The following is a 25,719-nucleotide window of genomic DNA, read 5'->3' on the forward strand; positions in this document are numbered from 1 at the left end:
TATGAAGTCGCGAGTTAAACGTCATTATATCAAGCCGGCTCTTACCTTGGTTTTTGGGCTGTTGATCAGTGGTTGTGCCTCTATTGAGCCTTGGGTGCAGCCCTATGAGCGAGAAAATTTAGCTGACCCCATCATGAGCATGAATCGTAACCCCGTTGCCAGTAGTTATACTCATCACGCGTTTCAAGCGCGCGAAGGAGCAAGAGGCGCTGAAGGTGGGGCAGGGGGCGGTTGTGGTTGCAATTAACAATATGCCCTTCATCCCACGAGGCGTATGGGGGCTCGTTCATTTGCTGCCCCCTTATAATTCCAATGCCTTTGGTGAGAGGCAACACACCGCCAAAGTACTACCTCTAATTTGCTTGATAGCTCTCATGACATGGTGCGTAACCACGCAAGCAGCGGTATTACCTCAAGAGCGCTCTGACGCCATGTATCACTCGTATCAAGGTGGCGGCATGTCTATTGATGGCCCGTCCATTTTACTGCGTAAAAACATTGGTAACAGTGTGTCAGTAACCGCTAACTACTACGTTGATACCATATCGGGTGCGTCTATTGATGTGTTGGCTACCGCAAGTCAATATCAAGAAGAGCGCACCGAACACAGTGTTGGGCTTGATTATTTGCGCAACAAAACCCTAATGAATTTCAGTTATACCACCAGTTCTGAAAACGACTTTGAAGCTACATCTATTTCATTTGGATTGTCACAAGATTTTTTTGGTGACTTAACAACCTTGAGTATCGGCTATGCTCGTGGTAACGATGAAGTGGGTAAGCGAGGCGATGACAACTTTTTAGAACAAGCTGATCGCCAAAATTATCGCTTGGGCCTAACCCAAGTGGTGACTAAAAACATGATCGTCGGCTTGAGTTTTGAGAATATTGCCGATGAAGGCTACCTCAATAATCCTTACCGTTCAGTGCGTTTTATTGATGAGTCTAGCGCTCGGGGCTATCGCTTTGAAACTGAAGCCTATCCCACTACTCGAACCAGTAATGCCGCCGCACTCAGTGCTAATTATTACTTACCCTATCGCGCGTCTCTATACGCTGAGGCAAAAGTCTTCTCGGATACGTGGGGCATTGATGCCAATACGTACAAAATAGCTTACATCCATACCTTCACCGATGATTGGATCATTGAGTTGCGCAGTCGATTTTATTCGCAAGATAAAGCCGATTTTTACCAAGATTTATACCAGCGCAGTGAAGAATTTAATTTTCGCGCCCGTGACAAAGAAATGAGTACCTTCAGCAATGTCGCCTTAGGGTTTAGTGTGAGTTATGAGTTTCGTTTTTCAGCCGCCAACTGGTTGAAAAAAAGCAGCATTAACCTTGATTTTGATCATGTCAGATTTGCTTACGATGATTTTCGAAATGTGCTGGTGGACGCTCCTGTGGGCGATGAACCCTTATATGAATTTTCAGCCAATATTACACGTTTGTACGTGTCGATTTTTTACTAGTGACAACCCAATTAGGTGGCAATGTAATGAAACTTTTTTTTCAACGCGCAGCATGTATTCGTAGTGTCGGCGCTGGTTTGCGTATCTGGGCCATGAGCGTTTTACTCTTAAGTGCTGGGGTGTGGGCACAAGAAAGCAGCAATACGGCTGATGACCAAAGCATTCAAGAACAACTGCAACAGTTAAAAAAAGAAGTGATCGCGCTAAATCGTGATTTGTTTGTATTGGAGGAAGATTTGTTATTTCCTTCAAGCACTCAGCTTGTAGTCTACTTATCCATGGATGTAGGGACTTACTTTGACTTAGATTCAGTTGAGGTAAAACTCGATGGACACACCGTCACTCATTATTTGTATACTGAAAAACAGCAAGGGGCATTGGTTAAAGGCGGCGTGCAAAAACTGCACGTGGCTAATCTTGCCCAAGGAGAGCACGAAATCAGCGCTTTTTTCATTGGCACCGGCCCCCATGATAGAGAGTATACCCGCGCCACCAGTTTGGTATTTACCAAGTCTGCTGACGCAAAATTGTTAGAGCTGCGCATCACTGATTCTAGCGCCAGCCAACAACCTGAATTTAAGGTGCTTGAACTTTAAATGTCTCAGCCTAAATTGCCATTGCTATCCTTACTTAGTCACGTGTCTCAGGTCCGACGAAAGCGTTGGGCGGTCAGTGCAGGGCAGGTGAGTCTTTGGGCAGTGCTGTGTTTTTGTTTGCCACTGGCCGCGAGTGCCCAAGAGCCCGATAATCAAATTGCCAACAACAACGCGCAGGTCTTACTAGAAAAACGCTATCAAAATGCCTTGTATGCTTACTTTCAAGGTGATGTGCAAGATGCACTCAGTCAGCTCGCTTGGATTGAAGAGCGTTATCCGCAGGGGTTGTTGCAGCTACCTGCTTATTTGCGGGCTCAAGATATTGAACCGACCTTACTCAAAGGAGTCTTGAGTCTGGCTTATGGATTAGAAGACCAAGCCGCCAGCCTGTTTGAGCGTTATTTAGGGGCTTATGAATCGGCTGAAAAACGCACCCAAGCGTGGTATTGGTTAGGATTGACTTACTATCGCCAAGGGCAATGGCAACAAGCCTCAGAGGCCTTTAGTCAGATTATTGAGGCAGAAGCCAACGATTATTTAGATGTGCAGAGTCACGATCAGTGGGTGTATTTACAGGCGCAATTACGCCATCAGTATCTCACTGATGCTACGCCCACTTTACCAGAAAATTGGCCCCAAGCCCTCTCTGACAATTCAATTTATCATTATTACCTGCTTTACAATCAAGCCTTAGCCAGCTTGAAAAACGGAGAAACAGAGCGTGCCATTGAGCAGTTAGCATCATTGGTTAATCGGCCAAATCGAGGCTTTACTCAGCTCATCACTGGCTGGTTTTCTCCTTTATTACAAGAATCAAGCCCCGATTCTGAAGACGAAGCAGAGGATCTGCAACAAGAAGTGCTGGGAATTATAGACCGGGCCAACTTGACCTTAGCGTATGTATTATTGCAGCAAAACAGACCCCAGCAGGCTTATCGAGTTTTTGCCAAAATTCGTCGTCAAGGCCTTGATGGTGACGCTGCAGTATTGGGTTATGGTTGGGCGGCAGTAAAAAGTGAAGAACTGCAAACTGCATTGGGCATTTGGCAGAGTTTAATTAATTTACCTCAGCATTCAGAATACACATTAGAAGCGTATCTTGCCTCATCTTATGCCTATGAAAAAGCTTACGCTCCCCGTCAATCGGTTGCGGTATTACGCGCTGGCGTGAGCCGCTTTAATCAAGCCTTGGCTGAATTACGTCTGGCGCGGGAGCAAGTCAATCAAGCTCCGTTTTTGTTATCACTTGCACACAATTACGACGCCAAACAGGCTTTACTCATCGCCCCTAAGATCCCAAATACACCCGATACGAGTCTGTTACTTGAACTGCTCAACAGCATCGGTGTCAGTAACGGGTTTCGTCACGAATTATCAGCCCTGCAACAAACGCAAAGATTAGATGCGCAATACCAAGAGTGGCAGAAGCGCATGGCGCATTACCAATTAATGTTAGACGAGCGAGAAATTGAGCGCACTGAAAGAGCTAAGGCCATGTTGCAAAGCCAAATATTTGAACAGCTTGCTCAACTACAAGCGAAGCGCGATACCTTAGCAAAGCAGCTCAGAGTTGCCGAACAACAAGCTGATGGCATAGCGCTTATGCCACTCGATTACCAGCAGCAATATACGCGCCTACAGGGAGCAAAGCAGCGTTGGGCCGATATAGAACAGGCGCAAAGTCGTTTGCAGCAAAATACACCTAAAGCTGAATATGCCCAGCGTTTAAGGCGTGCTGAAGGCATATTAATCTGGCAGGCGAGCGATGCCTACGCGGATAAACGCTGGCAAGCACAAAAGGCCTTAGTTGAACTTGATAGTGAGTTATCACGGGTTACCGAGCAGCAAAATCAATTATTGACTGCCCTACAAGGGCGCCCCAACTATGCTGAACAGCGTAAGCGAGTCGGCAATTTAACCATCCGAATTACTCAACAACAGCAAAATAATGAGGCTTTGCAAGGCCAACTGCTCAGCAGGTTGAGTCAACAACTTTCGGCCCTAATAGATCAGCAAGTGCTCAATGTAAATGACTACATAATGCAGGCACAATTGGCCATGGTGAGACTTAACGATCAAGCGTTGCAGCAAAATCAGGCGCACGGTTCGCAAATACCCAAGCCTGAAATTGGTCGTCCTATGCAGTTGTCGCCCAAGGCAGCAGAGGTACAACCAAAATGATGTACCATCACTTCGGCTCTCGTCCTTTATTATTCAGTACCTTAGTGTGTGTATTGTTATCTGCTTGCAGCACTGGCCTATTTGACCCGAAACCCACTGCGCCTAAGAAATTTAACATCTCGTCGAAAACACTGGGGGAGTCTTACTTTGCGCCTATTCCCATTGATAATACGCTGCTGCCAGAACCGAGTTTGGAGCAATTACGCGCTGACTACGCCGCCTTGTTGCCCCGCGTAACAGAGCCTGAAACCAAAAAAATTGTGCAGTATCGCTTAGCTGATTTAACTGCGGTATTGGCTGAACGACAGCTTGAATCTGGCTTATTGGTCAATCAGCAAGGTGAAAATATTTTACAATCGGCGGTGAAGCAATACCAAGACTTGTTGGTCAGTCAGCCTCAGCAAGAAAGTAATATGGAAGTGCTGTACCAGCTTGCCAAAGCCCATGAACAGTTAGGGCAGGTTGAGCAGAGTTACCTTACCTTGCAGCAATTGCTAGTAGCCTTTCCTGTTAATCCATATTTGGCTGAAGTGTATTTTCGCCTTGGTGAAATAGCGTTTAATCGTAATAACTATGCTGCGGCGGTCGAAGCGTATCAAAATGTCTTGAGTCAAGGCACACAAAGCGCGTATTACGCTACTTCGGCTTATATGCTGGGCTGGAGTTTTTTTAAACGCAATCAAAATATCCAAGCCTTAGAAGCGTTTACTCTGTTATTAGATAACAGTTTACCCAGCGACATCATTGCGCAAACGATGATGGCGCAATTTGATAGCCAAGCACAAATTGATGCATTGGGCCTTGGTGAAAAGCGCTTAGTCAACGACACCATTCGGATCATGAGTTTGTTATTTTCTTATCAAGAAAATCAATACGAAAACCGCGCGGATAGCATAGTTGAGCATTTTACGCGGGTGGGCGCTCGTCATTACGAATATGTATTGTACGACCAACTAGCCCAGCTTTATCTCAATCAAAGCCGTTTTAAAGACAGTGCCGATGTGTATCAACGCTTCACCTTAGTGCATGCCAAGCACTTTCAAGCGCCCATTTTTGCGGTGAAAGAAATCGATGCGTACATACTTGGCAAATTTCCGACTCAAGTCTTACCCGCTAAAGACCTGTTTGTGCAGCGTTACGGTATTCACGGCGAATATTGGCCTCGTTGGGGCGTAGTGCAGCAAGAACGCGTGGCGCCTTTTTTGAGTCAATACTTACAAGAGCTGGCTGTGTTTGAACATAGCCGCGCACAAATGTTAGGGGCCAAACGCCAAGGTGTATCGTCAAGCTCAGAAGCCACTTTGGGTAATCTGAACGAAGAAGCGGTTGCTGCTGACCTGCAAACCCAAGCCACAAGCAGTTATTTACAAGCCGCAGCGTGGTATCGCGAGTTTATTGCTACTTTTTACAACGATCCTGTCACTCCCTCCTTACGTTTTAGTTTAGGTGAAGCTTTATTTGCCGCTGGCCATTACGCCGAGGCCATAGACACCTTCGAGGCGTATGCCTATGCAGCTGACACCTATCCTCAGGCTGCAGAAGCGGCGTATGCCGCTATACTAGCGTACCGACAAATTCAGCTCGTTGGTGATGAGACTCGTCCGCAGAGTCAAGAGCAGTGGCTAGACCAACAACTTGCCAGCCAAGATCAATTTGTTGAGCAGTTTGCCAGTGATAGCCGTGCGCCAGAAGTGCTGTATATCGCCATGCAGCAACGCTTTAGTCTAGCCCGTTATCAGCAGGCCATCGACAACGCGCAACGCTTACTTGCATGGCAGCCTGCTATAGCACCAGCCAATATAAAAGCCAGTATGTTGGTGATTGCTCACAGTCAATTTGCTCTTGAAGATTACGTGGCAGCGGAGACGTCTTATCAACATATTGCTCTTGAGTTAGCTGCGAATGATCCCAGTAAAGCCGATATTCAGGAAAGATTGGCGGCCAGTGTTTATAAACAAGGCGAGCTTAATGTCAAACAACATTACCTGCCCTTGGCGGTGAATGACTTTTTACGGGTCATCGCCCTTGCTCCGCAAACCAGCATCCGCATCAATGCACAATACGACGCCGCCACCTATTTGCTGGAGATGCAAGACTGGCAACAAGCCATTGACTTGCTTGAAGATTTTAAACAGCGTTTCAGTGATAATTCTTTAACTGAAGGCATCGACGACAAGTTGATATACGCCTATCAGCAAAATGAAAATTGGCAGCAAGCGGCTGATAAACTGATGGTGCTGTGGCAAGCATCACCCGCCAGTGAAGAGGGGCGACAAGCTTTGTATGTTGCCGCGCAATACTTTAATAAAATAGGTCAAAAGCAAGCGGCGTTGGCAGCTTATCGCAGTTATGCTCATGCCTTTACGCTCCCTTTAGCTGAGGCGAATGAAGCGCGGTTTGTATTAAGTGAAATGTATCGCCAAGCTAACGATGACACCAAGCGCCGCTTTTGGCTGCAAAAGCTCATTGACGGTGACCAGCAAGCCTTGGCTGACCCTGCTATTGAACGCACTGACCGCTCGCGCTATTTAGCGGCCATGAGTGCCTTGGTCTTTGCGCAAGATAAGTTTAATCACTTCAAACAAATCAAACTCAGCTTACCCCTTAAAAAGAGTTTAGCCCTGAAAAAATCAGCACAAACTGACACGCTTGCAGCCTTTAATCAGGTGCTTGATTATCAGGTGGCAGAGTTTGTGACTGCCGCTAATTTCTATTTAGCGGATATTTATCATCAGCTTGCCAAAGATTTAATGAACTCAAGTCTACCTCAAAATTTGAATGCTTTAGAGCTAGAGCAATATACCTTACTGTTAGAAGAGCAAGCGTTTCCCTTTGAAGAACAAGCGATCACTTTGCATGAAACCAATGCAAAACGGGCTTGGCAAGGAGACTACGATAAGTGGATTAAGCAAAGTTTTGTGGCCCTTGAACAGCTTATGCCTGCTCGGTATCGCAAAGCTGAACAACACGTGGAGCTGAGCAATGAAATATTCTAAGGGTGTTAGCGGCTCGCTGATAGCTGTTACCTTGTTGCTTGGCGGCTGTGCCACCTTTGACGGCATTGTAACAAGGAGTAATACAACACCACCTAAGGTAGAACAGCCTATTGCGCCAAAGGGCTTATTGCCAAGCGACCCATGGCAACGCGAAGCGCTTGTTCTGCAAGCTAAACCCAATCGATATCAAGAAGAAAGTGCCCTGGTTAATGTGCCTGACTCGGCAAAAAGCCGCTTTGCTGCGGGGGCTCAATTGCTCAAGCAAGGCAAGCTAGATGAAGCCAAATCACTGTATGAAACCATGTCGCAACACTATCCAGCGCTATCTGGTGTATGGGTTCAGCTGGGCAGTATTGCTGAAAAACAGGCCCACGTTGAGCAAGCCATAGCCTATTTACGCCAAGCCATTAATTTACAAACCAGCAACTATTTGGCACACAATCACCTTGGTATGTTGTACCGCCAACAGGGTAAGTTCAGTGTTGCCTTAAACCACTACAATCAAGCGTTAGACAGTTGGCCGGCCTTTACTCAAGCCCGCCTAAATCGTGGCATTTTGTACGATTTATATTTAGGTGAAAAAGAACAAGCGCTCGCCGATTATCAAGTGTATCAGGCCTTATTAACGCAGCCTGATCGTAAGGTAAAAAGCTGGATTGCTGATCTTGAGCGCCAATTACAAGCCAGCAATGCCAGCTCTGGCTCAATTAAGGAAGACGCCCTATGAAGTGTTATTTGTTATGTTTGAGCATACTCGTAGTGGCCAACAGTGTGATGGGGCAAGAGCAACAAGTTATTCAACTAGAGGACACTATTCGCGGCGATCAAGAGCAGCCCAAGGTATTAACTATCGTGCCTTGGCAAGCCCCTACAATCAAGCAAGCCTTGCCTAGTCCTATCGTAGAACGCATTAATCGCAAGTTTGTGCCCTTAGAGCGTGATGAATTCAGTCGCCAGTTAAAGGCCTTAAGCCAACAACAAAACCTTAGTTATCCCAGCGAAAGCTTAAATCCCTAAGGATATACCTAACAAAGTGCAAAATTAGGTATAGTGCAGAGATATTTACTCAAGGAGTTAGCAATTCATATGTTTGACGTCATCGTAAGGTTTTTTCAAGAAGGGGGAGCGTTTATGTTTCCCATCGCCATCGTCTTAGCCTTGGGTTTAGCCATTGCTATTGAACGTTATCTATTCTTGAGTATGGCAAAAAGGGTGAACAAAAAAGCCTTCGCGCAAATGGAGCCCCTACTCAACAATAACGATTACGCAGGTGTGCTGAGCTTTGCTAGCAGCGACACTGCGCCGATTAGTCGCATTATTGGGGCCGGTATGGCGCGATTAAATCACAGCCAACGCCGTGAAGATATTGAATACGCCATGGAAGAAGGCTTAATGGAAACCACACCGCGCCTAGAAAAACGCACGGCCTATTTAGCCACCTTAGCGAATATTTCCACGTTATTAGGTCTGCTAGGTACCATTATCGGTTTGATCGCGGCGTTTTCGGCGGTAGCCACCGCTGACCCCTCAGAAAAAGCCAGTTTACTTTCACAAAGTATTTCAGTGGCCATGAACACCACCGCCTTTGGTTTGATTGCGGCAATTCCACTATTGGCCTTTCATTCAGTGTTACAAACCAAAACCACAGAAATAATCGACAGTATGGAAATGGCCGGTGTGAAATGTTTGAATTTACTGATCGCTCGCCAAGGGTTAAGCACCCATTCTCGCCAATCTGACCGTGCTGAATAAGCCAACATAGCGGGAGAGTCTCATGGCAAGATTTGGCAAAGGGCGCGGCAAAGGTAAAAAAGCGGACGCTGAGCTCGATATCACTTCATTTATGAACCTGATGATCGTATTAGTGCCAGTGTTATTGATGATGATGGTTTTTTCACGCATCACCGTGCTAGAGCTCACCTTGCCTGAACTGGGCGAAGCCAGCGAATTTCCTATTGATGTAAAAGATCAGCGTTTAGAAATTGTGGTCAGAACTCACAACATTGCAGTGTATTACCCGCAAGGTTACTTGATTAAAGACATTCCCTTAGTTAACGAGGGCTATGACTACGAGGCCTTGCAATTTACCCTAAAACAAATCAAACAGAATTTGCTTGGGCAAGATATTGATAAAAAAGCCGCCACCTTATTACTTGAAGAGAATATTCCTTACGAGGCCATTATTGGTTTAATGGATAGCATTCGTTCGTACCCTGACGTGGTGGTGGCCAGTGTGGTTGATGCTGAATTATTTCCAGAAATCTCCTTAGGTGATGCGCCGCAAGACGACCGAGTCTTTGACGCCGCGCACGAAGCAGATCGTAGCATTGGCGCCAACTAGTATGTGCAGAGAAGGATAACAACATGAAAAAATCTGCCCGAGCCATGCGCATGGAACGTCATCATCGAAGAATGGCCAAAGACTCGAAATTAAGTCTGGTGTCGTTGATGGATATTTTCACCATATTGGTATTTTTCTTGATGCTGAATGCCTCAGACGTACAAGTATTACAAAACAGCAAAAGTGTTGAATTACCTAAATCCACCGCCAAACAAGCGGCGAAAGAAACCTTGGTTTTGCTAATCAACAATAATGATTTAATTCTGCAAGGGCGAAAACTTGCCGACGTATCAGACATTATGGCCCGAGCCGATGAAAATATCAGCGAGCTAAGCGATGAGCTAGCCTACCAATCAAGCAAATCCTCTGGGGTACAACTTGATGAGGAAGGACAGCCACTCGATAAAGCCATTACCATCATGGGTGATAAAAGCATACCCTACGCCTTGTTAAAACGCATAATGCAAACCTGTGCGCAAGCGGGTTTTACCAATATTTCCTTGGCCGTCGAGGGCATTGAGCAAACTTTATCGGATAGCGCTGCTGAGCCAGCTCAGAGTGACGCATCATGAATGTTGTGAACGCCACCGCTGTGTTAAAAGGCAGCTCAGCTAGCGTTTTTGTGTCGGTATTGCCGTGGTCGTCTAGTGCCGCCGAAAACAAACGCTTCAAAGTGATTTGCAGCGCAATACTAGTGTGCACGTGTATCATGGCTGGCGTGGTGAAATGGCAAGAGCTACCTGAAAGGCCTCGTGAAGAAAAAGAAAAAATACCGCCGCAATTAACCCGTTTGATTAAGCCGATTAAAGTAGAAGCACCTAAACCTATTGTCGAGCCCAAACCTCCCGTTGTGCCAGAAAAACAACAACCAGAGAAAAAACAACCAATAGTAAAAGAACCAGAGAAAAAGCCACCGCCTCCCAAGATTGAAAAACCCAAAGAGGTCAAAAAGGTAGAAACGCCTAAGGCGAAGGTGCCAACTCAGGCTGAAATGACTGAACAGGCCAAAGAAACAGCCAAACAAAGCGGGCTCTTAGCCTTACAAGATGACTTAGCCAGTATGCGAGAAAATCCCAGCATCAATAATTTAGCCAACACCGACAGTATTAAGGGCGCCGGTACTACCGATCAAACTCAGCGCAAATTCGTTGGCAAAAAAGTCAGTACTGCCAGCGGCGGCGTGGATACCGCAAAACTCAGCAGTGACACAGGTTCTAAAGGCGAATTAGCTGAGCGCAAAAATACCGAATATGTCGCACCGAATGAAGGCCTTGCATCACTGGCCGCACAGCAAGCCAGTGACGAAGACGTGGTCATCGGCAATCGCAGTACGGAGTCTATCCGCCAAGTCTTAGATGCTAACAAAGGTGGTATTTATGCCATCTATCGCCGCGCCCTGCGCTCAGATGCGAGTTTACAAGGCAAGCTAACCGTTAATATTCAAATTGAGCCCGATGGCAGTGTTTCAGCGGTTAAAATTGTCAGCAGCGAATTAGACTCTCAAGCATTAGAAGAGGCCTTGCTGGCCAGAATAAAACTCATAAATTTTGGCGCACAAAACGCCACACAAACCCTGCTCGACTACTCATTTAATTTTTTGCCTTTTTAGTACGTAATAGCTTGCTGCTTATACTTATGGCTATGAGCTTTGACAAAAAATATGATGGTGTTATGAAAATTAGCAGCCAATAAAAAAGCGCTGATGAAAAGGCTAGAGAATTTACGGATGGCTCAATAGGATCCTAAGACATTCTATTGTTATTTTTGGAGATATGCGGCACTTCATCGGCTCTGACCCCGCAGATCCCCGCAGATCCCCGCAGATCGCATCGGCTTTGATCCCGCAGTTCAATAAATAGGCGTTTCCACTTAATTGCTAGGTGGCGAAAACTGATGCAACAATTATGCTGTTTATATGTACAGTTATTTTTGCCGGGATATGTTATGAATAAATTCGAATTTGGTTTTAAATCAGTTGAGATGCCATTTGTCTTGAAAGATCGTAGTTATGCTAATGACATCTGCGTTTCTTTTTATTTCAAAGTTGGATCTGAATATTACATTCTTTGGATTGATCATCAGGATAAAACTGAGCGCGAAAATCCTGAAAGCCCACGTTATGCAGTTTGCAAAGCGATTAATGAAGGTGATGAAGAACACCCCGAAATCTACAGTGACCAATCAAAAGCAGATATTTTACAAACTGAAGAACCGAGTTTAATGCTCAAATTTATGCAGAGTTTGCAGTGTTAAATTGGCCAGAACGGGTAGTCAAGCGAGCCATGTTTTGTCGTATTGTTTATGGTGAGAAACATAAATTAATTGGTGCTTTTTAGAAAGTAACGCAGGTGTGACTTATAGTCCGTGGAATAGTAAGTGCAGCTGATCGATACTGTTTGTACCTAGATAAAAGAGGGTTTAAAAATGTATACAACCGCCAGTTCACTTCCAATGCCAAGCAGTTATGAAGAGGAATTTATGGGCTTTGAAATTTATATCGAACCTAATCCTGACAAATGGCGAGAAGGTTTTGTCTGGTTGGTGTGTAAGGATGGAGAGGAGATTGATAGTGGTTTGGAGTTTGGGTTTGATGAAGCGGTAGCAGTGGCAAGAAATTTAATTCTTGCCAAGTTCTAATAAGTTTTTACAAACTTTACCTAAAGCTTTTCCGAGCAATGGTGGTACAGCATTACCAACTTGGGTGTACTGTGGCACTTGGAACCTTCGCATATGTCCACCTGTCGTGACTTTTGATCTAAATACAAACCAATCAGGGAAAGATTGGAATCTAGCCATTTCTCTAACTGTAAGTGTTCTTTGAGTGTTTTCGTCATAGTGACAGGCGTCATCAGGTATGGATAATGCTGCTGGCGCTGGTTTATTGGCAGATAAAGCTTTTTGAGTTTGCTTTTTAGTTTGCAATGAAGCTAACAGTTTGAGCACTGCAGATGGATTAGGTCTATCAACTCTTACGCCATCTTCGGTTAATAGCCAGTCTTGACTTGCAAGTACAACTAAAGAACTATCGCTAATTAAGTTGCTGTTGCCGGTTTTGAGGAATGCCTTAATTTCATTTTTTACGCTTTTAGATTCAATTTTGTTGAGCACTTGGTAGAGCCTAAAACGAGCGCGAACTCGTTTACTGTTGCCACGATGTTCTTGGTTTTCAGGTTTATAATCAGTTGTTAATAACTTTTTCCATTCACTATGTTTGTGCGCCTCGGCTTCAGTTAACTTGTAAGCCTGATCATTGATGGTTTTGACATATTGACTAGGTTTTCCAAGTTTTCTATTTAGATCGTCAATAGCATCTTTTGCTGTTACCAACTTACTGGTAGCCGATCTAAGAGTTACAAGCGATTCAAATAGTTTTGAATTGTATAATGATGAGCCATTTTCTACATCATGGTACATAAGGTGACCATATTCGAGTTGATCACCTTCATTAGCAACCAACGAAAAGAACTTATCAGAATTATTTAGGGCATCTTTTAGGTCATTATCGGTATTGTTTTTCAGTATTTGCGAAAATACATTTTTTCGGAATGCCAGCATAATGAAGCGAGGACGGTTCTGCGCGGCGCCAGCATACTTTGCGTTTACATGTAGGCATAGTGGTACATACCCTTCTAAAGCAAAGGCTTTTGCTACTTCGTACCAGGCGTAATATTTTTTACCCTCAATTGTGAATGGTCGAAGAATCCCAGTTACATTTTCAAGTAATGCCATCTTAGGTTGAATTTGTTTTACAAACTCGGCAAACGCCCAAGGTAGCGAGTTTCTCTGATTGGAGTGTTGGCGCATACCTGCCATGCTAAAGCTTTGGCAAGGAGGGCCTCCAGAGACAAGGTCGACACCACCATCACCTAATCCTTCTCTTAGCGCTTTTTTAAGTTTAGGTTTTTTAAGTAACGTATTGAGGTCTAAAATGCTGCCAATAAGTAAACTTCGGCGTAGTTTTTCAGGATGATTTTCTAATCCAACTAAATCAGATATTTTATTTTTTAAGCCTGCAGCAATATAAGGGTTCTCTTTAAGTCTGGCTTCTGATTTGTCACGGCTATATTCACTACTAATCCAATAGACATGATCATCGTCTTTGATTCCGTTATTTTCGAGGTTCAGTCCAAGGTGGTTGTAGGCAAAAGTTTCGCCAGCCATAGGAGATAACTCATTTGCCAGTAATAAATCAAATCCTTCAGATTCTAATCCTAAGGATAGACCGCCGCAGCCGGCAAATAGCTCTATGTGGTTCATTTTTGCTAACTCATATTCTAAAGCGAGGATAATAGATAAAGTCTGACTAAAAGTCCAGGAGGTTAATTTACTGACTTCTTAATCCGATATCACGATACAAGGTTAAATTCACTATTTTAAAGTGTGGCTGTATCTATGTACAGTATTTTGTTGGTTTATTTTGTAATCATAACATCTTGAAATTTTTAGGAAAATTGTATTTAAATAAAAGTCATATTAGTATCGCTGACTGTTGAAAAATCATAATAGAAGGGAATTTAGTGATTGAGTCCTATAGAAAGGCAGCTGTTGAATCTGCAATGTCTACTAGTAGCGCAAAGAATTCATTTCCACATTGGTCTGAGTGCATTTCTTCAATTACTAGTGATAGGCTCTCCGGTAGGATTATCTTTGATCTTGGTGACCATTTAAGAGATATTTTTAGTGCTTCTTCTCAAGGTAATACGAGGGTAGGTGAAAATACTAATTCAAGTGTTTCTGCTGGAGGAGCCGCGTGGGAAAGTTTGGTTTGTTGGTATTTAAATCTATGTTTAATTGGAAGTAGTGTTGTAGTTATCAAAAGTAATAAGGGTCTATTGCCTCGTTTTATAACCGATGCGATTGCCGTTAAATATAACAATTTCAAATCTAATACTGAGGCTGACTTAATTTATATAGCTTTTCCAAAAATAATGGATTGGCCAGAAAAACGAGCAAAAGAACTTTTTTCAGAATATTTCGATCGTATTTTGTCATCTACATTTGCTATGAAAGATATATCAATTGGCATCATCCAAACTAAAACTAACTGGAACGACAATGCACAGATACCAATGCTCTGGGATATGGTCTATTCGGCGAAGGGCTTTGGCAGGAATGTATCAGTGGGATCTAAGGGACGTTCGATAGAATCGTTTGCAAGTTTTAGCTATTCATTTGTCACTGTGCCATCGCAAAAGGATGTAGATAAAAACTATAAGGTGACAAGTACGGCAGTTAATAGAGTAAGAAACATAAGCGGTGGAAATTATTGGGGATTACCAACTAAAAATGGTGTAGCCGACTCATTAAATGAATTTGTTGGCCGGAATTTAAGCGAATATATCCCAGGAGCGGATTTAATTGGTTGGTTAGATCAGCAGGTTGTCTTATTGGAAAGTGATTATTCATATTTTGGATTGTATGCGGCAGGTTCAAAATATTTGACTATTACATAAAGTGATAAAAATTCTTAGTACATGAGCTAATACTTTTTAACTAAATATGAGATTGTATATCTGGCAAGGTGCTAATTGGACTGAATTTACCTACCAGCAGGCTGCGCTAGCACCTTTTTTGCAACGGGTATTGGCTAATCAACAGCAACTCATCGCTAAAGCTGCGGGGTTGCCTAAAGAGCTTGATCGTCAAGCACAAATGGATGCTTTGATCCAAAACGCGCTTAAAACCTCAGAAATAGAAGGTGAGATGCTTGATGTGGGTTCGGTTCGTTCCTCTGTGGCCCGTCATTTAGGTCTGGAACAATCTGCCTTTGCAACTAAGAAAGATCATGCCACTGCACAAACTGATAGTTTGGTTAGCCTGCTAACCAAGGTCACGTCAAACTTAAGTGAGCCACTTACCCAAGATGAGTTATGCCAATGGCAGAGCGCATTGTTCACCCAAGCGCCCCTTGGTCGCCAGATTAAAATTGGTGAGTTACGTGATAACGCACCCATACAGGTTGTGTCACAACGTGGCGGGCGTGAAATTGTGCATTGTGAAGCGCCACCGAGGGCAGATTTGAGCGAGCAATTAAATCGGTTTATCGATTGGTTTAACACCTACCCAAAACAGAGTAGCGACAAGCCGGCTGACAGTATTATTCGCGCTGCGTTGGCGCATCTATGGTTTATTACCTTACATCCGTTTGAAGATGGAAATGGCCGGGTTGCACGAGCATTAACTGACCGCGCACTGGCCCAAAGTGAGAAAGTAGTATTCGTTTTTATTCGCTCAGTAGTGCTATTGAACAGAATCGCAAAGCTTACTACCAGATACTTGAAAGCACTCAAGGTGTACTTACGCCCTGTCAAATAACTAGCAGGTGGTGGGCGATCAACTCGGTATGTTATCAATATCGTTTAAATAGGTGGTAACTTAGTAACTTATTGAAAAAACAGAAGGTGGCTTATCGACAATAGAAGATCGTGTATTACGAGAACTCGCTATTGGTGCTGGAGCAAGAGAAGTCATTATTGGGGTGGGAAATAAAATCACCACAGAAGCTGATACTTTTGAGTTGATAAGGTTTAAGATATCATCCAATTGAAAATGAGTTGGTTAGAAAGTGACTCAATATCAGTCCACGTTTACATAACATAGAGAGTTACAATGAATATTAGTGCCGCACTGCTTGGCGAAATTATGGTTGTTTTTGTGCTACTCATTGGTGCATTGAGTTACTACCTTGGCCGTCGTAAAACTCAGACCCCTATCGCCGCGACCGTAATTGGGGTACTCCTCGCGTTTTTTCCGCCCTTCGCCATGGTTTATTTGATTGTACTGGTGTGCAAAAAAGACCTTGTTACGCAGTCAGTATCACAAAAAGCCAATTGAGCGAGCAACGCTAGGCTTGTATTGTCCCAAAGCGTTGTAGCATGTCATGTACCTGCGTTACTAATCTTGTTAGGGTAAGGGCTAGACGACAACGTTACTGATTGAATAATGTAGGAGTAAGACTAATGGCCTCAGGCAATAACAAGCCCCATGAACAAAGTATTGCTAACTTTGCGGCGTTAAAAACCGCTATCGCTAATGGCGAAGAAGAGTCAGTAAAAAGCTTATTGGGCGACCAATCTATGCAAGAGTTAGAAAAAAGCTATTTGCTAGACTTAGCCGAGCTTAATGGGAACGCTAACATCATTACGTTACTCAAAGACATTTCGCTTAAGCCATAGTTGTGGCAGCTCGATAGCATAGTTTGCAGCAGGATAGCGTACTGCTGTGCTTCCATTCACCCTTATATTGTAAGTATCGCCGAATAACTATTTTGGCTAATTGTTAGTCCTAATGCTCTAGTGCTTCTATATCCAGCAATTCTTTTTCTAATTTTTTACTTTCATCAGCTCGCGGTTTAACTAAACGGGCTAAGGCTAAATACAGTACTGGCGTTAAAAATAGGGTAAACAATACCGCAAAGCCAAGGCCACCAAACACCACCCAGCCAATGGCGTTGCGTGCTTCTGCGCCCGCGCCGCTCGATAATATCAGCGGTAAACCGCCCAGCAAGGTAGATACTAAGGTCATGGTGATGGGTCTAAGGCGAATCAAAGCAGCTTGTTCAACTGCTTCTCGCACACTTAAGCCTTTATCACGCAACTGATCGGCAAATTCCACTAATAAGATGGAGTTTTTAGCCAATAAACCGATGAGCATGACTAAACCTATTTGTGAGTAAATATTGATACTCGTACCAGTGAGATAAAGTGCAAAAAGCGCAGCGGCAATACCAAAGGGCACGGTTAGCATGACCACCACAGCACTGTTGATACTTTCAAATTGTGCGGCTAATACCAGTAGCACAATCACAAAGGCTAGAACGTAGGTTAAGGTGACTTCTCTGGCGGTTTCTTCATAAGCGAGGGCTTCTCCTAAAAATACAATACCCACGTTTTCTGGCAATGTGCGTTCGGCGGTTTGACTTATAATACCAACCGCAACATCGATGGGCATGTCTTCGGGCAGTTCTAAATCTATTTCAATGGCTCTGCGCTGGGCATGGCGTTCAAGCTCGGCAGCAACCCCCTCTTCGCGTATGGTCGCAAGGCTCGATAAGGGCACTAAGCTGCCGCCTTGTGAGCCAACATACAAATTGGCTAAGTCTGAGGGATCATTAATGCTTGAGCGATTGGCTTGCAAAATAATAGGAACCGCCTGGTCGCCAACGTTAAGGTCTGCGATATCATCACCATTGATGGCGGCGCGTAAGGTGGTAGAAATATCGTTGAGCGGCACACCAAGTTCGTCAGCACGCTGGCGGTCAATTTCTACGCGCAATTGTGGTTGGGTGGGTTGGTATGAAATATTGGGTTTGCCAAATTCTGGGTATTCTGTTTCTAAAACATTAGAAAACGCCACTGCTGCGGCAAAAATTTGCTCATAAGTTTGACCAGTCAGCGCAATTTCTAAACCACCGCCTTGGCCACGTAAACTTAAACTATTGGTGCCAAACGCACGTCCTGGCGCACCTGGAATATTACCTAATGGTCCACGAATTTGATCAATAACGTCTTGTTGGCTAAGACTACGCTCTGACCAATCTTTTAACGGTGCGGTAATCGATACAATATTCGGATCCCACTGGCCAACAACCGTGTAAATTGAATCCATCTCGCCATCATCAACAAAGGGTTGCAGAATATCTTCCATTTGCTGGGCTTGGCGGTCCATAAAGTTAAGTCCAACGCCATCTGGGCCGCGAGCAAAAACTCGAATCGAGCCGCGATCTTCACTGGGCAATAATTGGTTTTCGAGCTGCCAATATAAACTGGCTGCCCCGGTCGCCGCTAATACGCTGATAAAAAACACCCACCACGCATGATTCAAACTCCACTTGAGTGCTGTACTGTAAGCCGACAATAACTTATTGCCCAGTGCGCTGAAGATGTGTTTTTTGTCTTTGTTACCCGCTGATAATTTAGCCGTTAATGCGGGCACTAAAGACAAGGCGACAAACGAAGAAATAATGACTGCGCCAGCTAACACTCCGCCAAATTCGCGAAATAATCTACCAGCGGTGGAAGGTAAAAACGCAATGGGTACAAAAACCGCAGCCAATACTGCGGTGGTGGCCAGTACCGCAAAAAATACTTCACGGGTTCCCACTACGGCCGCAGCCCTACTGCCTAAGCCCATTCCTCGGCGACGTTGAATGTTTTCTGATACCACAATGGCATCATCAACAATTAAGCCTGTGGCTAACACTAAGGCCAACAAGGTCAAAATATTGATAGAAAACCCCAGTGCCCAAATCACCGCGAGTACACCAATAAGCGATACCGGGATAGATAAGGCTGGCACAATGGTCGCCCGCCATGAGCCAATAAATACCCACAACGTGGCGATAACCAGCGCAATGGTAAAAAGCAATGAGGTGAGGACTTCTGAGACCGAGCCGCGGATAAATTCGGCGTCGTCCGAGGTAACCTGAATAGTCAAATCGGTAAAACGTTTATCCAGATTAGCAACTAAAGCAAGCACTTCATCTGAGATTTCAATGGTATTTGAGCGTGCTTGGCGAATCACTTCTAAGCCAATTACTGGCACACCATTGAGGCGTACCATATTTTGGCCATCTGCTGGGCCAAAATACACATCAGCGACATCACCAATTCTGGTATCACCCGCAATAAGCATATCTTTGACCTGTCGAGCGGTGATAGAAGTAGCATCGGCACGCACAATAAGTTGGTGGTCAGTTGAGCGAAAACTGCCTGCAGGTACGTCAAATGGCGCTTGGCGCAATACATTGGCAACCTGAGTCACAGTTAAACCAAAACTGGTCAGGCGCAATGGGTCAAGCATTACCCGTAATACCCGTTGCCTATCGCCGTTTAACCGCACATCAGCAACACCAGGAATACTTAAAAATAACGGCGCAAGGTCTTTGTCGACTCGCTCAGTCATGCTTTCAAGGTCAAGTACGCTGCTAGAAATCGCTAAACTGACCACTGCTTCAGCGTCGTTATCTGCTTTGATAACCGATACTTGCTCAACGTCATCGGGTAACTCCCGTTGTACGCGGCTGACTGATTCGCGGGTTTCATTGGCTGCATCATCTAAATTTATACCGGGGCGAAACTCTACTACTATGCGTGAACTGTTTTCTTCACTTTGGGCACGGATTGACTTAACACCGCTGACCCTCGCCACCGCACCTTCGAGCTTACTGGTAATTTCGGTATCGATGGTTTCAGGCGAACCACCGGGTAGGACTGCACGTACGGTGATGACGGGGCGGTCGACATCAGGCAGCTCACGAACTTCAATCGCGTTTATGGCCGCAAGCCCGGCAATCATCACCAGTAAATTCAAAACAATAATTAAGATAGGCCGACGAATAGACAGAGAGGGCAAGTCGTTGCTGAGTAGCTGCATATTTAGTTTCATGATACGCCCTTAGTTTACTGTTTGACTGAAGCTAAGCGCTTGGCCTTCGCGCAAACGTTGTATGCCTTCAGTTATCAGCAATTGGCCTTCGCTGAGTTTACCGTCCACTAAAATTCTGCCCGCTAGTCGCTGCTTAATGGCTACATCTACTCTTCTGGCTTGTTGCTGTTCTGCCACCCACACGTAAGCGCCCGTTGCGTCCCACATCAGCGCAATTTCTGGAATAGAGGCGTATCGCTGGCCTTCAAGCAGTAATTCCACGCGAAAACTCATACCCGGGCGATAGTTATCTGCACGATTGTTCAGCAGGGCTCTAACACGAAAAGAGCGGCTATCTACATTGATACGCGAATCAATCTGGCTGATAACCGCTTTAACAGGGGCGTCGGTATTTAACCAAGGCTGTAACGTTAGGGTAGGTTTGCCCGACAACATCGGCAGGGCGATTTCGGGGGCAGTGAAATTAACAAATAATTCAGCGCGATTGTCTAGGGTAGTAATCGGGGTTTGGATGGTAATACGATCGCCTACTTCAACATCAGTAAAACCCACTACGCCAGCGAAAGGGGCACGCACCACCCGATCTTCAAGTTCAACTTCGGCTTCTTGTAGAGCAACTTTACTGAGTTCGAATAGGGTGATGGCATCGTCTAATTCATTTTGCGGCACGGCGCCTTGAGCTCGACTTTCTTTTAAACGAGTTACTGTGCGCCGAGCATCTTCTAGGGTAATTTTAGCCCGTTCTAAGGCCACGCGCTGACGACGATCGTCAAGGTGCAGTAAAACGTGGTCTTTTTCAACTTTATCACCTGGGCTAAAAAGCACCTCGGTGACACGGTCTGCCACAGCAGGAAAAAGTACCACTGAATAAATGGCTTCTGCGGTACCAACCGACTGAATGCGTTCGCGATCGTTTTCAAATTGCAAAGGGCTAACGATGACATTAGCTGCAATATTTTCACCCCGTTGTTGAGCGGCGACGTAAAACGAGGAAAAAAAGAGAATTAGTAGGGTTAAGCAGAATGTTGGCTTCGTGTCTTTTATCATTAGCATCCCTTATCAATAAGCGCGCATTCCTTGATGGAATGAAGTGTATTTATACCATAGTTGTTGTTGCCATGCAGGTACGCCCGCTATAGCAAATTTGATCAAAGAGATGCCTGAGTATGCGATGAAAAACATGCTGGTCAGGTGAACGGCAGATTGACTCAAACCAGCGTGTAACAGAACTTTAGGATGACTGGCTTGTGGCCCAAAATAAGTTGCCTGTTAACCAAGCAAATAAGTGCGGATATTCTAATTATCGCGGCAAAAGTTTAACAGAACTAACGAGAAGGTATGCGCTACGAGGTGGCGTCTGACCTAAGGTACTGAAGCCGATTTTTCGCTGCTGTAATAATATTTGTCATCAACCCTTAACCTGCGTAGAATCCGCGACCGGAGTTGGCCAGGCAATCGTCGCTTATCGGGTGTTCGCACGTTGATAAGGGGAGGAAAGTCCGGGCTCCATAGGGCAGGGTGCCAGGTAATGCCTGGGCGGCGCAAGCCGACGACAAGTGCAGCAGAGAGAAGACCGCCTGTTGGTTATTCGTAACCAATTGGTAAGGGTGAAAGGGTGCGGTAAGAGCGCACCGCACCGCTGGCAACAGTGTGTGGCAAGGTAAACTCCACCCGGAGCAAGACCAAATAGGATCCCATATGGCGCGGCCCGTGCTTGGGATCGGGTGTGTTGCTTGAGCCAGTGAGCGATTGCTGGCCTAGATGAATGATTGCCCTCGACAGAACCCGGCTTATCGGCCAACTCCGACTTTCAGGCCAAACTGGAACGACTGAGAAACTGAACGCAGTGAAAGCTAAATTTCAGTTTTACGTTCAGGCATGCGTTGCTTTTTTAGTTAATCAAGCTGAATGATCGCGCTATCAAGCCAGCACTAATGCAAGGACTACGGTCCACTCTCTTTTAAAGTGGTAAACAATTAGGTCAATAGTGCTGACTTGTTGTTATATTGTTCCCCTCTGTTGCTCACCTAAAAGTATTAATCATGACGTTATTTCTAAAGGCAGTGCATATTTTGTCATTGTGCAGTGCGCTCTGTTCCACCACAGCTCTAGCTGCTACACAACCTATCAAAGACTTTGGTCAGTTTTATCAAGTACCTGATGCGCAAACTTTAGCTAAAAATAGTCATTTTAAAATTGCCTTTGATGTGTCTAAACAAGCGACAGAAGGCGAACTTAATTTTGCGTTTAATTCTTTGGCTCGGTTTATTAATATGCATATGGACAGCGGCGTGCCCATAGACAATATACATTTAGCCCTAGTGGTACATGGTGGGGCAAGCAAAGACCTATTGGCGGATAAGTACTATCAGGCTTTGTATATGAAAACCAACGCGAATCAGGCCTTAATCAAACAGCTATTGGCGCATAATACTGAGGTCTATCTGTGTGGGCAGTCAGCCACTCATTTTGACGTCAGTGCAGATAAATTGATTCCTGGGGTGAAACTGATGTTGTCGGCGATGACCGCACACGCCTATTTACAGCAACAAGGTTACAGTTTAAACCCTTTTTAAATTAGTCTTCTTTGCGGAAATGGGCGCATAAAAAAAGCTTCGCAGTTGCGAAGCTTTTTTAGTGCTTGAATTATAAAAGTTCTAATTCATCTTCAAGTGTCATGCCTAGCTCACTCAATTCTTGCCTTAGTCTTTGACGGTCATGAATGGCTTCGATTTCTCTCCATTTTCGTTTTGCTGATTTAGTTTTAGAGGAGCGGTTTTCTGTATCTATCATTGAAAATAAATCGGACTTATCCATTTGGGATCCCCATTATTATTTTAAAGCGCAATAGCCACTATTTTATTGAAATCGATGAACTTTTCCGCAAAAGTGCGAAAATTTGTCCACCACTCTTTTACCACAACGAGGGTCAAAATAGAATATATTCTTGTCTTTTTTGTGAAGTACGCATGAAACTTTTGTTACCAACGGCCAAACTGCGGGTTTAAGGCGGCAGGCGCTGTCGTTTTTATAAGGACTTAATGGGGGCTTATTCTGCAGTGGCGGCAGACTCTAGACTCTTTTTCACTAACAATAATGCGGCTTCATGCCGAGCATGTACAAAAGACTCAATATTGAGCCCAGACAAGGCTAATTGCTCGTCACGACTATTTACTTTAACCACGAGTTTTGCGCCAGGGTAGTAGTCGAGTACGGCTTGGCAGATTATCTTTTTTGTTAACAAGGTGTTCATGGTGATGATAATGCTAGAAGACTGTTCGACCTTCAGTGACTCAAGTACAGGTAGTTTTTCTAAGTGACCAAAATAGGCCATGTAACCGCGCTCTCTGGCAAGTAATACGTGCTGCAAGTTGTCAGAAATAATGACAAATTCTTTACCCTGCTTACTTAACTCAGTAGCAACAATACGGCCTACAATCGCAAAGCCACATATGATGATGTGATTATTGGCATTGATTGGCGTGATTTTGTCTGATTCAAAAAATTCGACCACAAAATATGAGGCTAATCGATAAATATTATTGACCATGAAGGGGGTTACTATCATGGATAACACAGTCACTAAAATCAGAAAACTACCAAGCTCATCAGAAATAATATGCTGGCTGGTGGCTAAAGAAAAAATCGCGAACGAAAATTCACCAATTTGGCACAGCGCAATTGCTGATTTAATCGCGTCGCTTTTATTTGCCTTACGCCTGATCAAGATATAAATAATCAACGCTTTAACTAACATAGTTAGCAACAACACGCCTAATACCCAAAAGAACTCTTGGTAAAAATACAGAATGTCGATTTTGGTGCCAATTGAGAAGAAAAACGCACCTAATAAAATGTCTTTATAGGAGGCGATATCCGACTCAACTTTTACGTGATAGGTGGTTTCGGCAATGATCATGCCTGCGATAAAGGCGCCCAGTGAATAGGTAAAGCCCATCTCATGGGCAAGTAAGGACGCGCCAATAACTATGGTCAACACAGAGCCTAAGAACAGTTCTTCAAGTTTGGCATTGGTAGAAAAATGCAGTAGCCACTCAATTAATTTTTTACCGAGGGTAAACATAAATAGGATAACTGCAAACGCCGATAAAATGGTTTTCAGCAAGATCTCTTGCATCGACAGTTCGTTATTGGTTAAAAAACTAATCAGTAACAATATAGGGATTACAGCGAGGTCTTGAAAAATCAAAATGGCCACTGATTTCTCACCGTAGGGGGTAATAATATCTTTTGATTTTTTCAGGTAAGTCAGCACGATAGCGGTAGATGATAAACTGAAAGACAAAGCAATGATGATGGAAGATGTAGCATCAAGGGCAAAGATATAATGGGCCACAGGATAGATAACTACAGCGCTCAGCACGACTTGACTTGTGCCGTTGATAAAGACGATTTCACGCATTTTTTTCAGTTTAGCGAATGACATTTCCAAGCCAATAGTAAACATTAAAAACACGATACCAAACTCACCAATGAGCTCTAAAGAACTTAAGTTTTCGCTGCCATTAAAATCGAAGATGTTACTGATAATGGTACCGGTGATGATGTAACCGATGATGTGTGAAATGGCGAATTTTTTTAAGACAATATTTAGCACACTGGCAATGGCCAGAGAAATAAAAATTATAGGAAGAATAGAATCCATCGTGCTAATAAGGTCTCGATTGCGTTAACAAAGTTATAACAAAAAGGTTGGTTTTTTTAGTTAAATCCTCTTTTAAGGTATAAGTAGAATAAGCATTGCGTGGAATTAAGTCTACTGATTCTGAAGCAAAAACTTACTATCAAGCAAAGCGTTATTAACGTTGCCCTAGCACAGTTGCCACTTTTCACTTGGACCCCAAATAAAGGGGAACAGTGTTTGAAACGAGTTTGTGAGGATTAATGGGTAAGGCTGTTTTTTGCCGATAGTATTGTTATGGTTTGGGCACAATGCTGTAATAGTCTTTTTCAATGCAGGAGCGAGTTTTGTCTAATATCTTACTCATCGACCAATTTAAAATGCGCGGTGAAAGTATGACCCGGATAGAGGCCTTTGTGGCTGCTTCGTTTGCATTTGCAGTTACCATGATGGTGATTTCTGTGGGTTCCATTCCCGCTAGCATGGATGAATTTGTTACTGCAGCTAAACAAATCCCCTCATTTATCGCCAGTTGCGCGTTGATCATTTGGATTTGGCATACTCACGCTGTTTGGTCACGCCGTTATGGATTAGAAGATGCTGGTACCATCACTCTTAGTTCTAGCTTGATCGTGCTCGTTTTAATTTATATTTATCCTTTACGATTAATGATGCAGGGGTTGTTTCAGTCCATCAGTTTTGGCTATCTTCCGCTTAAGCTTGAGTTTCATGCTTTTTGGGAAGTGCGTTTTATGTTTGCTTTTTATGCAATCGGTTTTCTGCTTATGAGTGCTAATTTTATCGGCCTTTATTGGCATGCGCTACGTAAAAAGGAGGCATTGTGTTTGTCAGTGTTTGAAATATTTGATACTAAAAGTGCAATTTATTTGTGGTCAGCGTCGGCGGCCATTTGTGTATTGTCGTTAGTTCTGGATATGACTCTGCCAGATAATTTAGTGGGACTAGCCGGTTATATTTTTTTTATAACTCACCCAGTATTAATATTAACCGGACGCGCACGTAGAAAACGTCGCACACAATTGCTCCAACAAATCCAAACTAAAAGTCTCAATTCAGAACGAGCAGACGAAGTGCAAAACTAGTT

At 44.1% G+C, this 25,719-nt stretch carries 24 protein-coding genes and 1 other RNA gene; 20 read left to right on the forward strand and 5 right to left on the reverse strand.

The features are described from left to right. Position 1 precedes the first annotated feature (1 nt). The 13 genes from ACEN2L_RS13415 to ACEN2L_RS13475 all read left to right on the forward strand — a co-directional run bounded on the left by ACEN2L_RS13415 (position 2) and on the right by ACEN2L_RS13475 (position 12,223). Complete coding sequence (locus ACEN2L_RS13415) at positions 2–247, forward strand: DUF4266 domain-containing protein (protein ID WP_441744373.1); 246 nt, start codon at positions 2–4, stop codon at positions 245–247. 127 nt (positions 248–374) lie between these two features. After that, the gene (locus tag ACEN2L_RS13420; protein WP_441744375.1) at positions 375–1,472 is read left to right on the forward strand and encodes a DUF3570 domain-containing protein; all 1,098 of its coding nucleotides are present in this window, start codon (positions 375–377) and stop codon (positions 1,470–1,472) included. A 26-nt stretch (positions 1,473–1,498) separates the two neighbouring features. Further along, positions 1,499–2,068, forward strand: a complete 570-nt coding sequence (locus ACEN2L_RS13425) for a hypothetical protein (protein ID WP_441744377.1) — start codon at positions 1,499–1,501, stop codon at positions 2,066–2,068. Further along, on the forward strand, positions 2,069–4,249 hold the full coding sequence (locus ACEN2L_RS13430; RefSeq protein WP_441744379.1) for a tetratricopeptide repeat protein: 2,181 nt from the start codon (positions 2,069–2,071) through the stop codon (positions 4,247–4,249). Beyond that, entirely contained in the window at positions 4,246–7,245 is a 3,000-nt protein-coding gene (locus ACEN2L_RS13435; protein ID WP_441744381.1) for a tetratricopeptide repeat protein, read from the forward strand. Before ACEN2L_RS13430 ends, ACEN2L_RS13435 begins: the two co-directional genes overlap by 4 nt. Beyond that, positions 7,232–7,972, forward strand: coding sequence for a tetratricopeptide repeat protein (locus ACEN2L_RS13440; protein WP_441744383.1), 741 nt, complete (start codon positions 7,232–7,234; stop codon positions 7,970–7,972). The genes ACEN2L_RS13435 and ACEN2L_RS13440 overlap by 14 nt, the downstream gene beginning before the upstream one ends. Further along, a complete protein-coding gene (locus tag ACEN2L_RS13445; RefSeq protein WP_306021780.1) occupies positions 7,969–8,262 on the forward strand; it encodes a hypothetical protein in 294 nt (97 codons plus the stop codon). The genes ACEN2L_RS13440 and ACEN2L_RS13445 overlap by 4 nt, the downstream gene beginning before the upstream one ends. Positions 8,263–8,331: 69 nt before the next feature. Next, positions 8,332–8,997: a MotA/TolQ/ExbB proton channel family protein gene (locus ACEN2L_RS13450; protein WP_441744385.1), complete on the forward strand. Its 666-nt coding sequence runs from the start codon at positions 8,332–8,334 to the stop codon at positions 8,995–8,997. A gap of 22 nt (positions 8,998–9,019) precedes the next feature. Next, positions 9,020–9,586, forward strand: coding sequence for a biopolymer transporter ExbD (locus tag ACEN2L_RS13455; RefSeq protein WP_306021779.1), 567 nt, complete (start codon positions 9,020–9,022; stop codon positions 9,584–9,586). A gap of 23 nt (positions 9,587–9,609) precedes the next feature. Next, on the forward strand, positions 9,610–10,158 hold the full coding sequence (locus ACEN2L_RS13460) for an ExbD/TolR family protein (protein WP_306021778.1): 549 nt from the start codon (positions 9,610–9,612) through the stop codon (positions 10,156–10,158). Beyond that, positions 10,155–11,195: an AgmX/PglI C-terminal domain-containing protein gene (locus ACEN2L_RS13465; RefSeq protein ID WP_306021777.1), complete on the forward strand. Its 1,041-nt coding sequence runs from the start codon at positions 10,155–10,157 to the stop codon at positions 11,193–11,195. The genes ACEN2L_RS13460 and ACEN2L_RS13465 overlap by 4 nt, the downstream gene beginning before the upstream one ends. A 335-nt stretch (positions 11,196–11,530) precedes the next feature. Beyond that, positions 11,531–11,839: a hypothetical protein gene (locus ACEN2L_RS13470; RefSeq protein ID WP_441744387.1), complete on the forward strand. Its 309-nt coding sequence runs from the start codon at positions 11,531–11,533 to the stop codon at positions 11,837–11,839. 171 nt (positions 11,840–12,010) lie between these two features. After that, on the forward strand, positions 12,011–12,223 hold the full coding sequence (locus ACEN2L_RS13475; RefSeq protein ID WP_441744389.1) for a hypothetical protein: 213 nt from the start codon (positions 12,011–12,013) through the stop codon (positions 12,221–12,223). Here the strand turns inward: ACEN2L_RS13475 and ACEN2L_RS13480 are convergent. Continuing rightward, the gene (locus ACEN2L_RS13480) at positions 12,203–13,843 is read right to left on the reverse strand and encodes a DNA cytosine methyltransferase (RefSeq protein ID WP_441744390.1); all 1,641 of its coding nucleotides are present in this window, start codon (positions 13,841–13,843) and stop codon (positions 12,203–12,205) included. The genes ACEN2L_RS13475 and ACEN2L_RS13480 overlap by 21 nt on opposite strands. Positions 13,844–14,103: 260 nt before the next feature. On the opposite strand from ACEN2L_RS13480, the gene ACEN2L_RS13485 reads away from it, so the two are divergent. The 4 genes from ACEN2L_RS13485 (at position 14,104) to ACEN2L_RS13500 (ending at position 16,761) form a co-directional block, all read left to right on the forward strand. Continuing rightward, positions 14,104–15,039, forward strand: coding sequence for a hypothetical protein (locus ACEN2L_RS13485; RefSeq protein WP_441744392.1), 936 nt, complete (start codon positions 14,104–14,106; stop codon positions 15,037–15,039). A 46-nt stretch (positions 15,040–15,085) separates the two neighbouring features. After that, complete coding sequence (locus tag ACEN2L_RS13490) at positions 15,086–15,901, forward strand: Fic family protein (RefSeq protein WP_441744394.1); 816 nt, start codon at positions 15,086–15,088, stop codon at positions 15,899–15,901. Positions 15,902–16,195: 294 nt separating this feature from the next. Continuing rightward, positions 16,196–16,420 (forward strand): hypothetical protein, encoded by a 225-nt coding sequence (locus tag ACEN2L_RS13495; protein ID WP_441744396.1) that lies wholly within the window; start codon positions 16,196–16,198, stop codon positions 16,418–16,420. Positions 16,421–16,545: 125 nt separating this feature from the next. Then, entirely contained in the window at positions 16,546–16,761 is a 216-nt protein-coding gene (locus ACEN2L_RS13500) for a hypothetical protein (protein WP_306021269.1), read from the forward strand. A 109-nt stretch (positions 16,762–16,870) separates the two neighbouring features. Here ACEN2L_RS13500 and ACEN2L_RS13505 read toward each other — a convergent pair whose 3' ends face one another. Further along, positions 16,871–19,972 (reverse strand): efflux RND transporter permease subunit, encoded by a 3,102-nt coding sequence (locus ACEN2L_RS13505; protein ID WP_441744398.1) that lies wholly within the window; start codon positions 19,970–19,972, stop codon positions 16,871–16,873. Positions 19,973–19,981: 9 nt separating this feature from the next. Continuing rightward, the gene (locus tag ACEN2L_RS13510; protein WP_441744400.1) at positions 19,982–21,019 is read right to left on the reverse strand and encodes an efflux RND transporter periplasmic adaptor subunit; all 1,038 of its coding nucleotides are present in this window, start codon (positions 21,017–21,019) and stop codon (positions 19,982–19,984) included. Between the two features lie 392 nt (positions 21,020–21,411). On the opposite strand from ACEN2L_RS13510, the gene rnpB reads away from it, so the two are divergent. Together rnpB and ACEN2L_RS13520 are read left to right on the forward strand one after the other, a co-directional pair. Next, an RNA gene (gene rnpB, locus ACEN2L_RS13515) (RNase P RNA component class A) lies at positions 21,412–21,781 on the forward strand. A 233-nt stretch (positions 21,782–22,014) separates the two neighbouring features. Beyond that, positions 22,015–22,548, forward strand: a complete 534-nt coding sequence (locus ACEN2L_RS13520) for a DsrE family protein (protein WP_441744402.1) — start codon at positions 22,015–22,017, stop codon at positions 22,546–22,548. A 70-nt stretch (positions 22,549–22,618) separates the two neighbouring features. Here ACEN2L_RS13520 and ACEN2L_RS13525 read toward each other — a convergent pair whose 3' ends face one another. Together ACEN2L_RS13525 and ACEN2L_RS13530 are read right to left on the reverse strand one after the other, a co-directional pair. Further along, a complete protein-coding gene (locus tag ACEN2L_RS13525; RefSeq protein ID WP_306023181.1) occupies positions 22,619–22,789 on the reverse strand; it encodes a DUF3545 family protein in 171 nt (56 codons plus the stop codon). A gap of 232 nt (positions 22,790–23,021) precedes the next feature. Beyond that, positions 23,022–24,638 (reverse strand): cation:proton antiporter domain-containing protein, encoded by a 1,617-nt coding sequence (locus ACEN2L_RS13530; RefSeq protein ID WP_306023180.1) that lies wholly within the window; start codon positions 24,636–24,638, stop codon positions 23,022–23,024. Between the two features lie 323 nt (positions 24,639–24,961). On the opposite strand from ACEN2L_RS13530, the gene ACEN2L_RS13535 reads away from it, so the two are divergent. Continuing rightward, positions 24,962–25,717, forward strand: coding sequence for a TMEM175 family protein (locus ACEN2L_RS13535; RefSeq protein ID WP_441744404.1), 756 nt, complete (start codon positions 24,962–24,964; stop codon positions 25,715–25,717). Positions 25,718–25,719: the final 2 nt, after the last annotated feature.

This window comes from Flavobacterium sp. W21_SRS_FM6 (assembly GCF_052119645.1).
Taxonomy (GTDB): Bacteria; Pseudomonadota; Gammaproteobacteria; order Enterobacterales; family Alteromonadaceae; genus Paraglaciecola.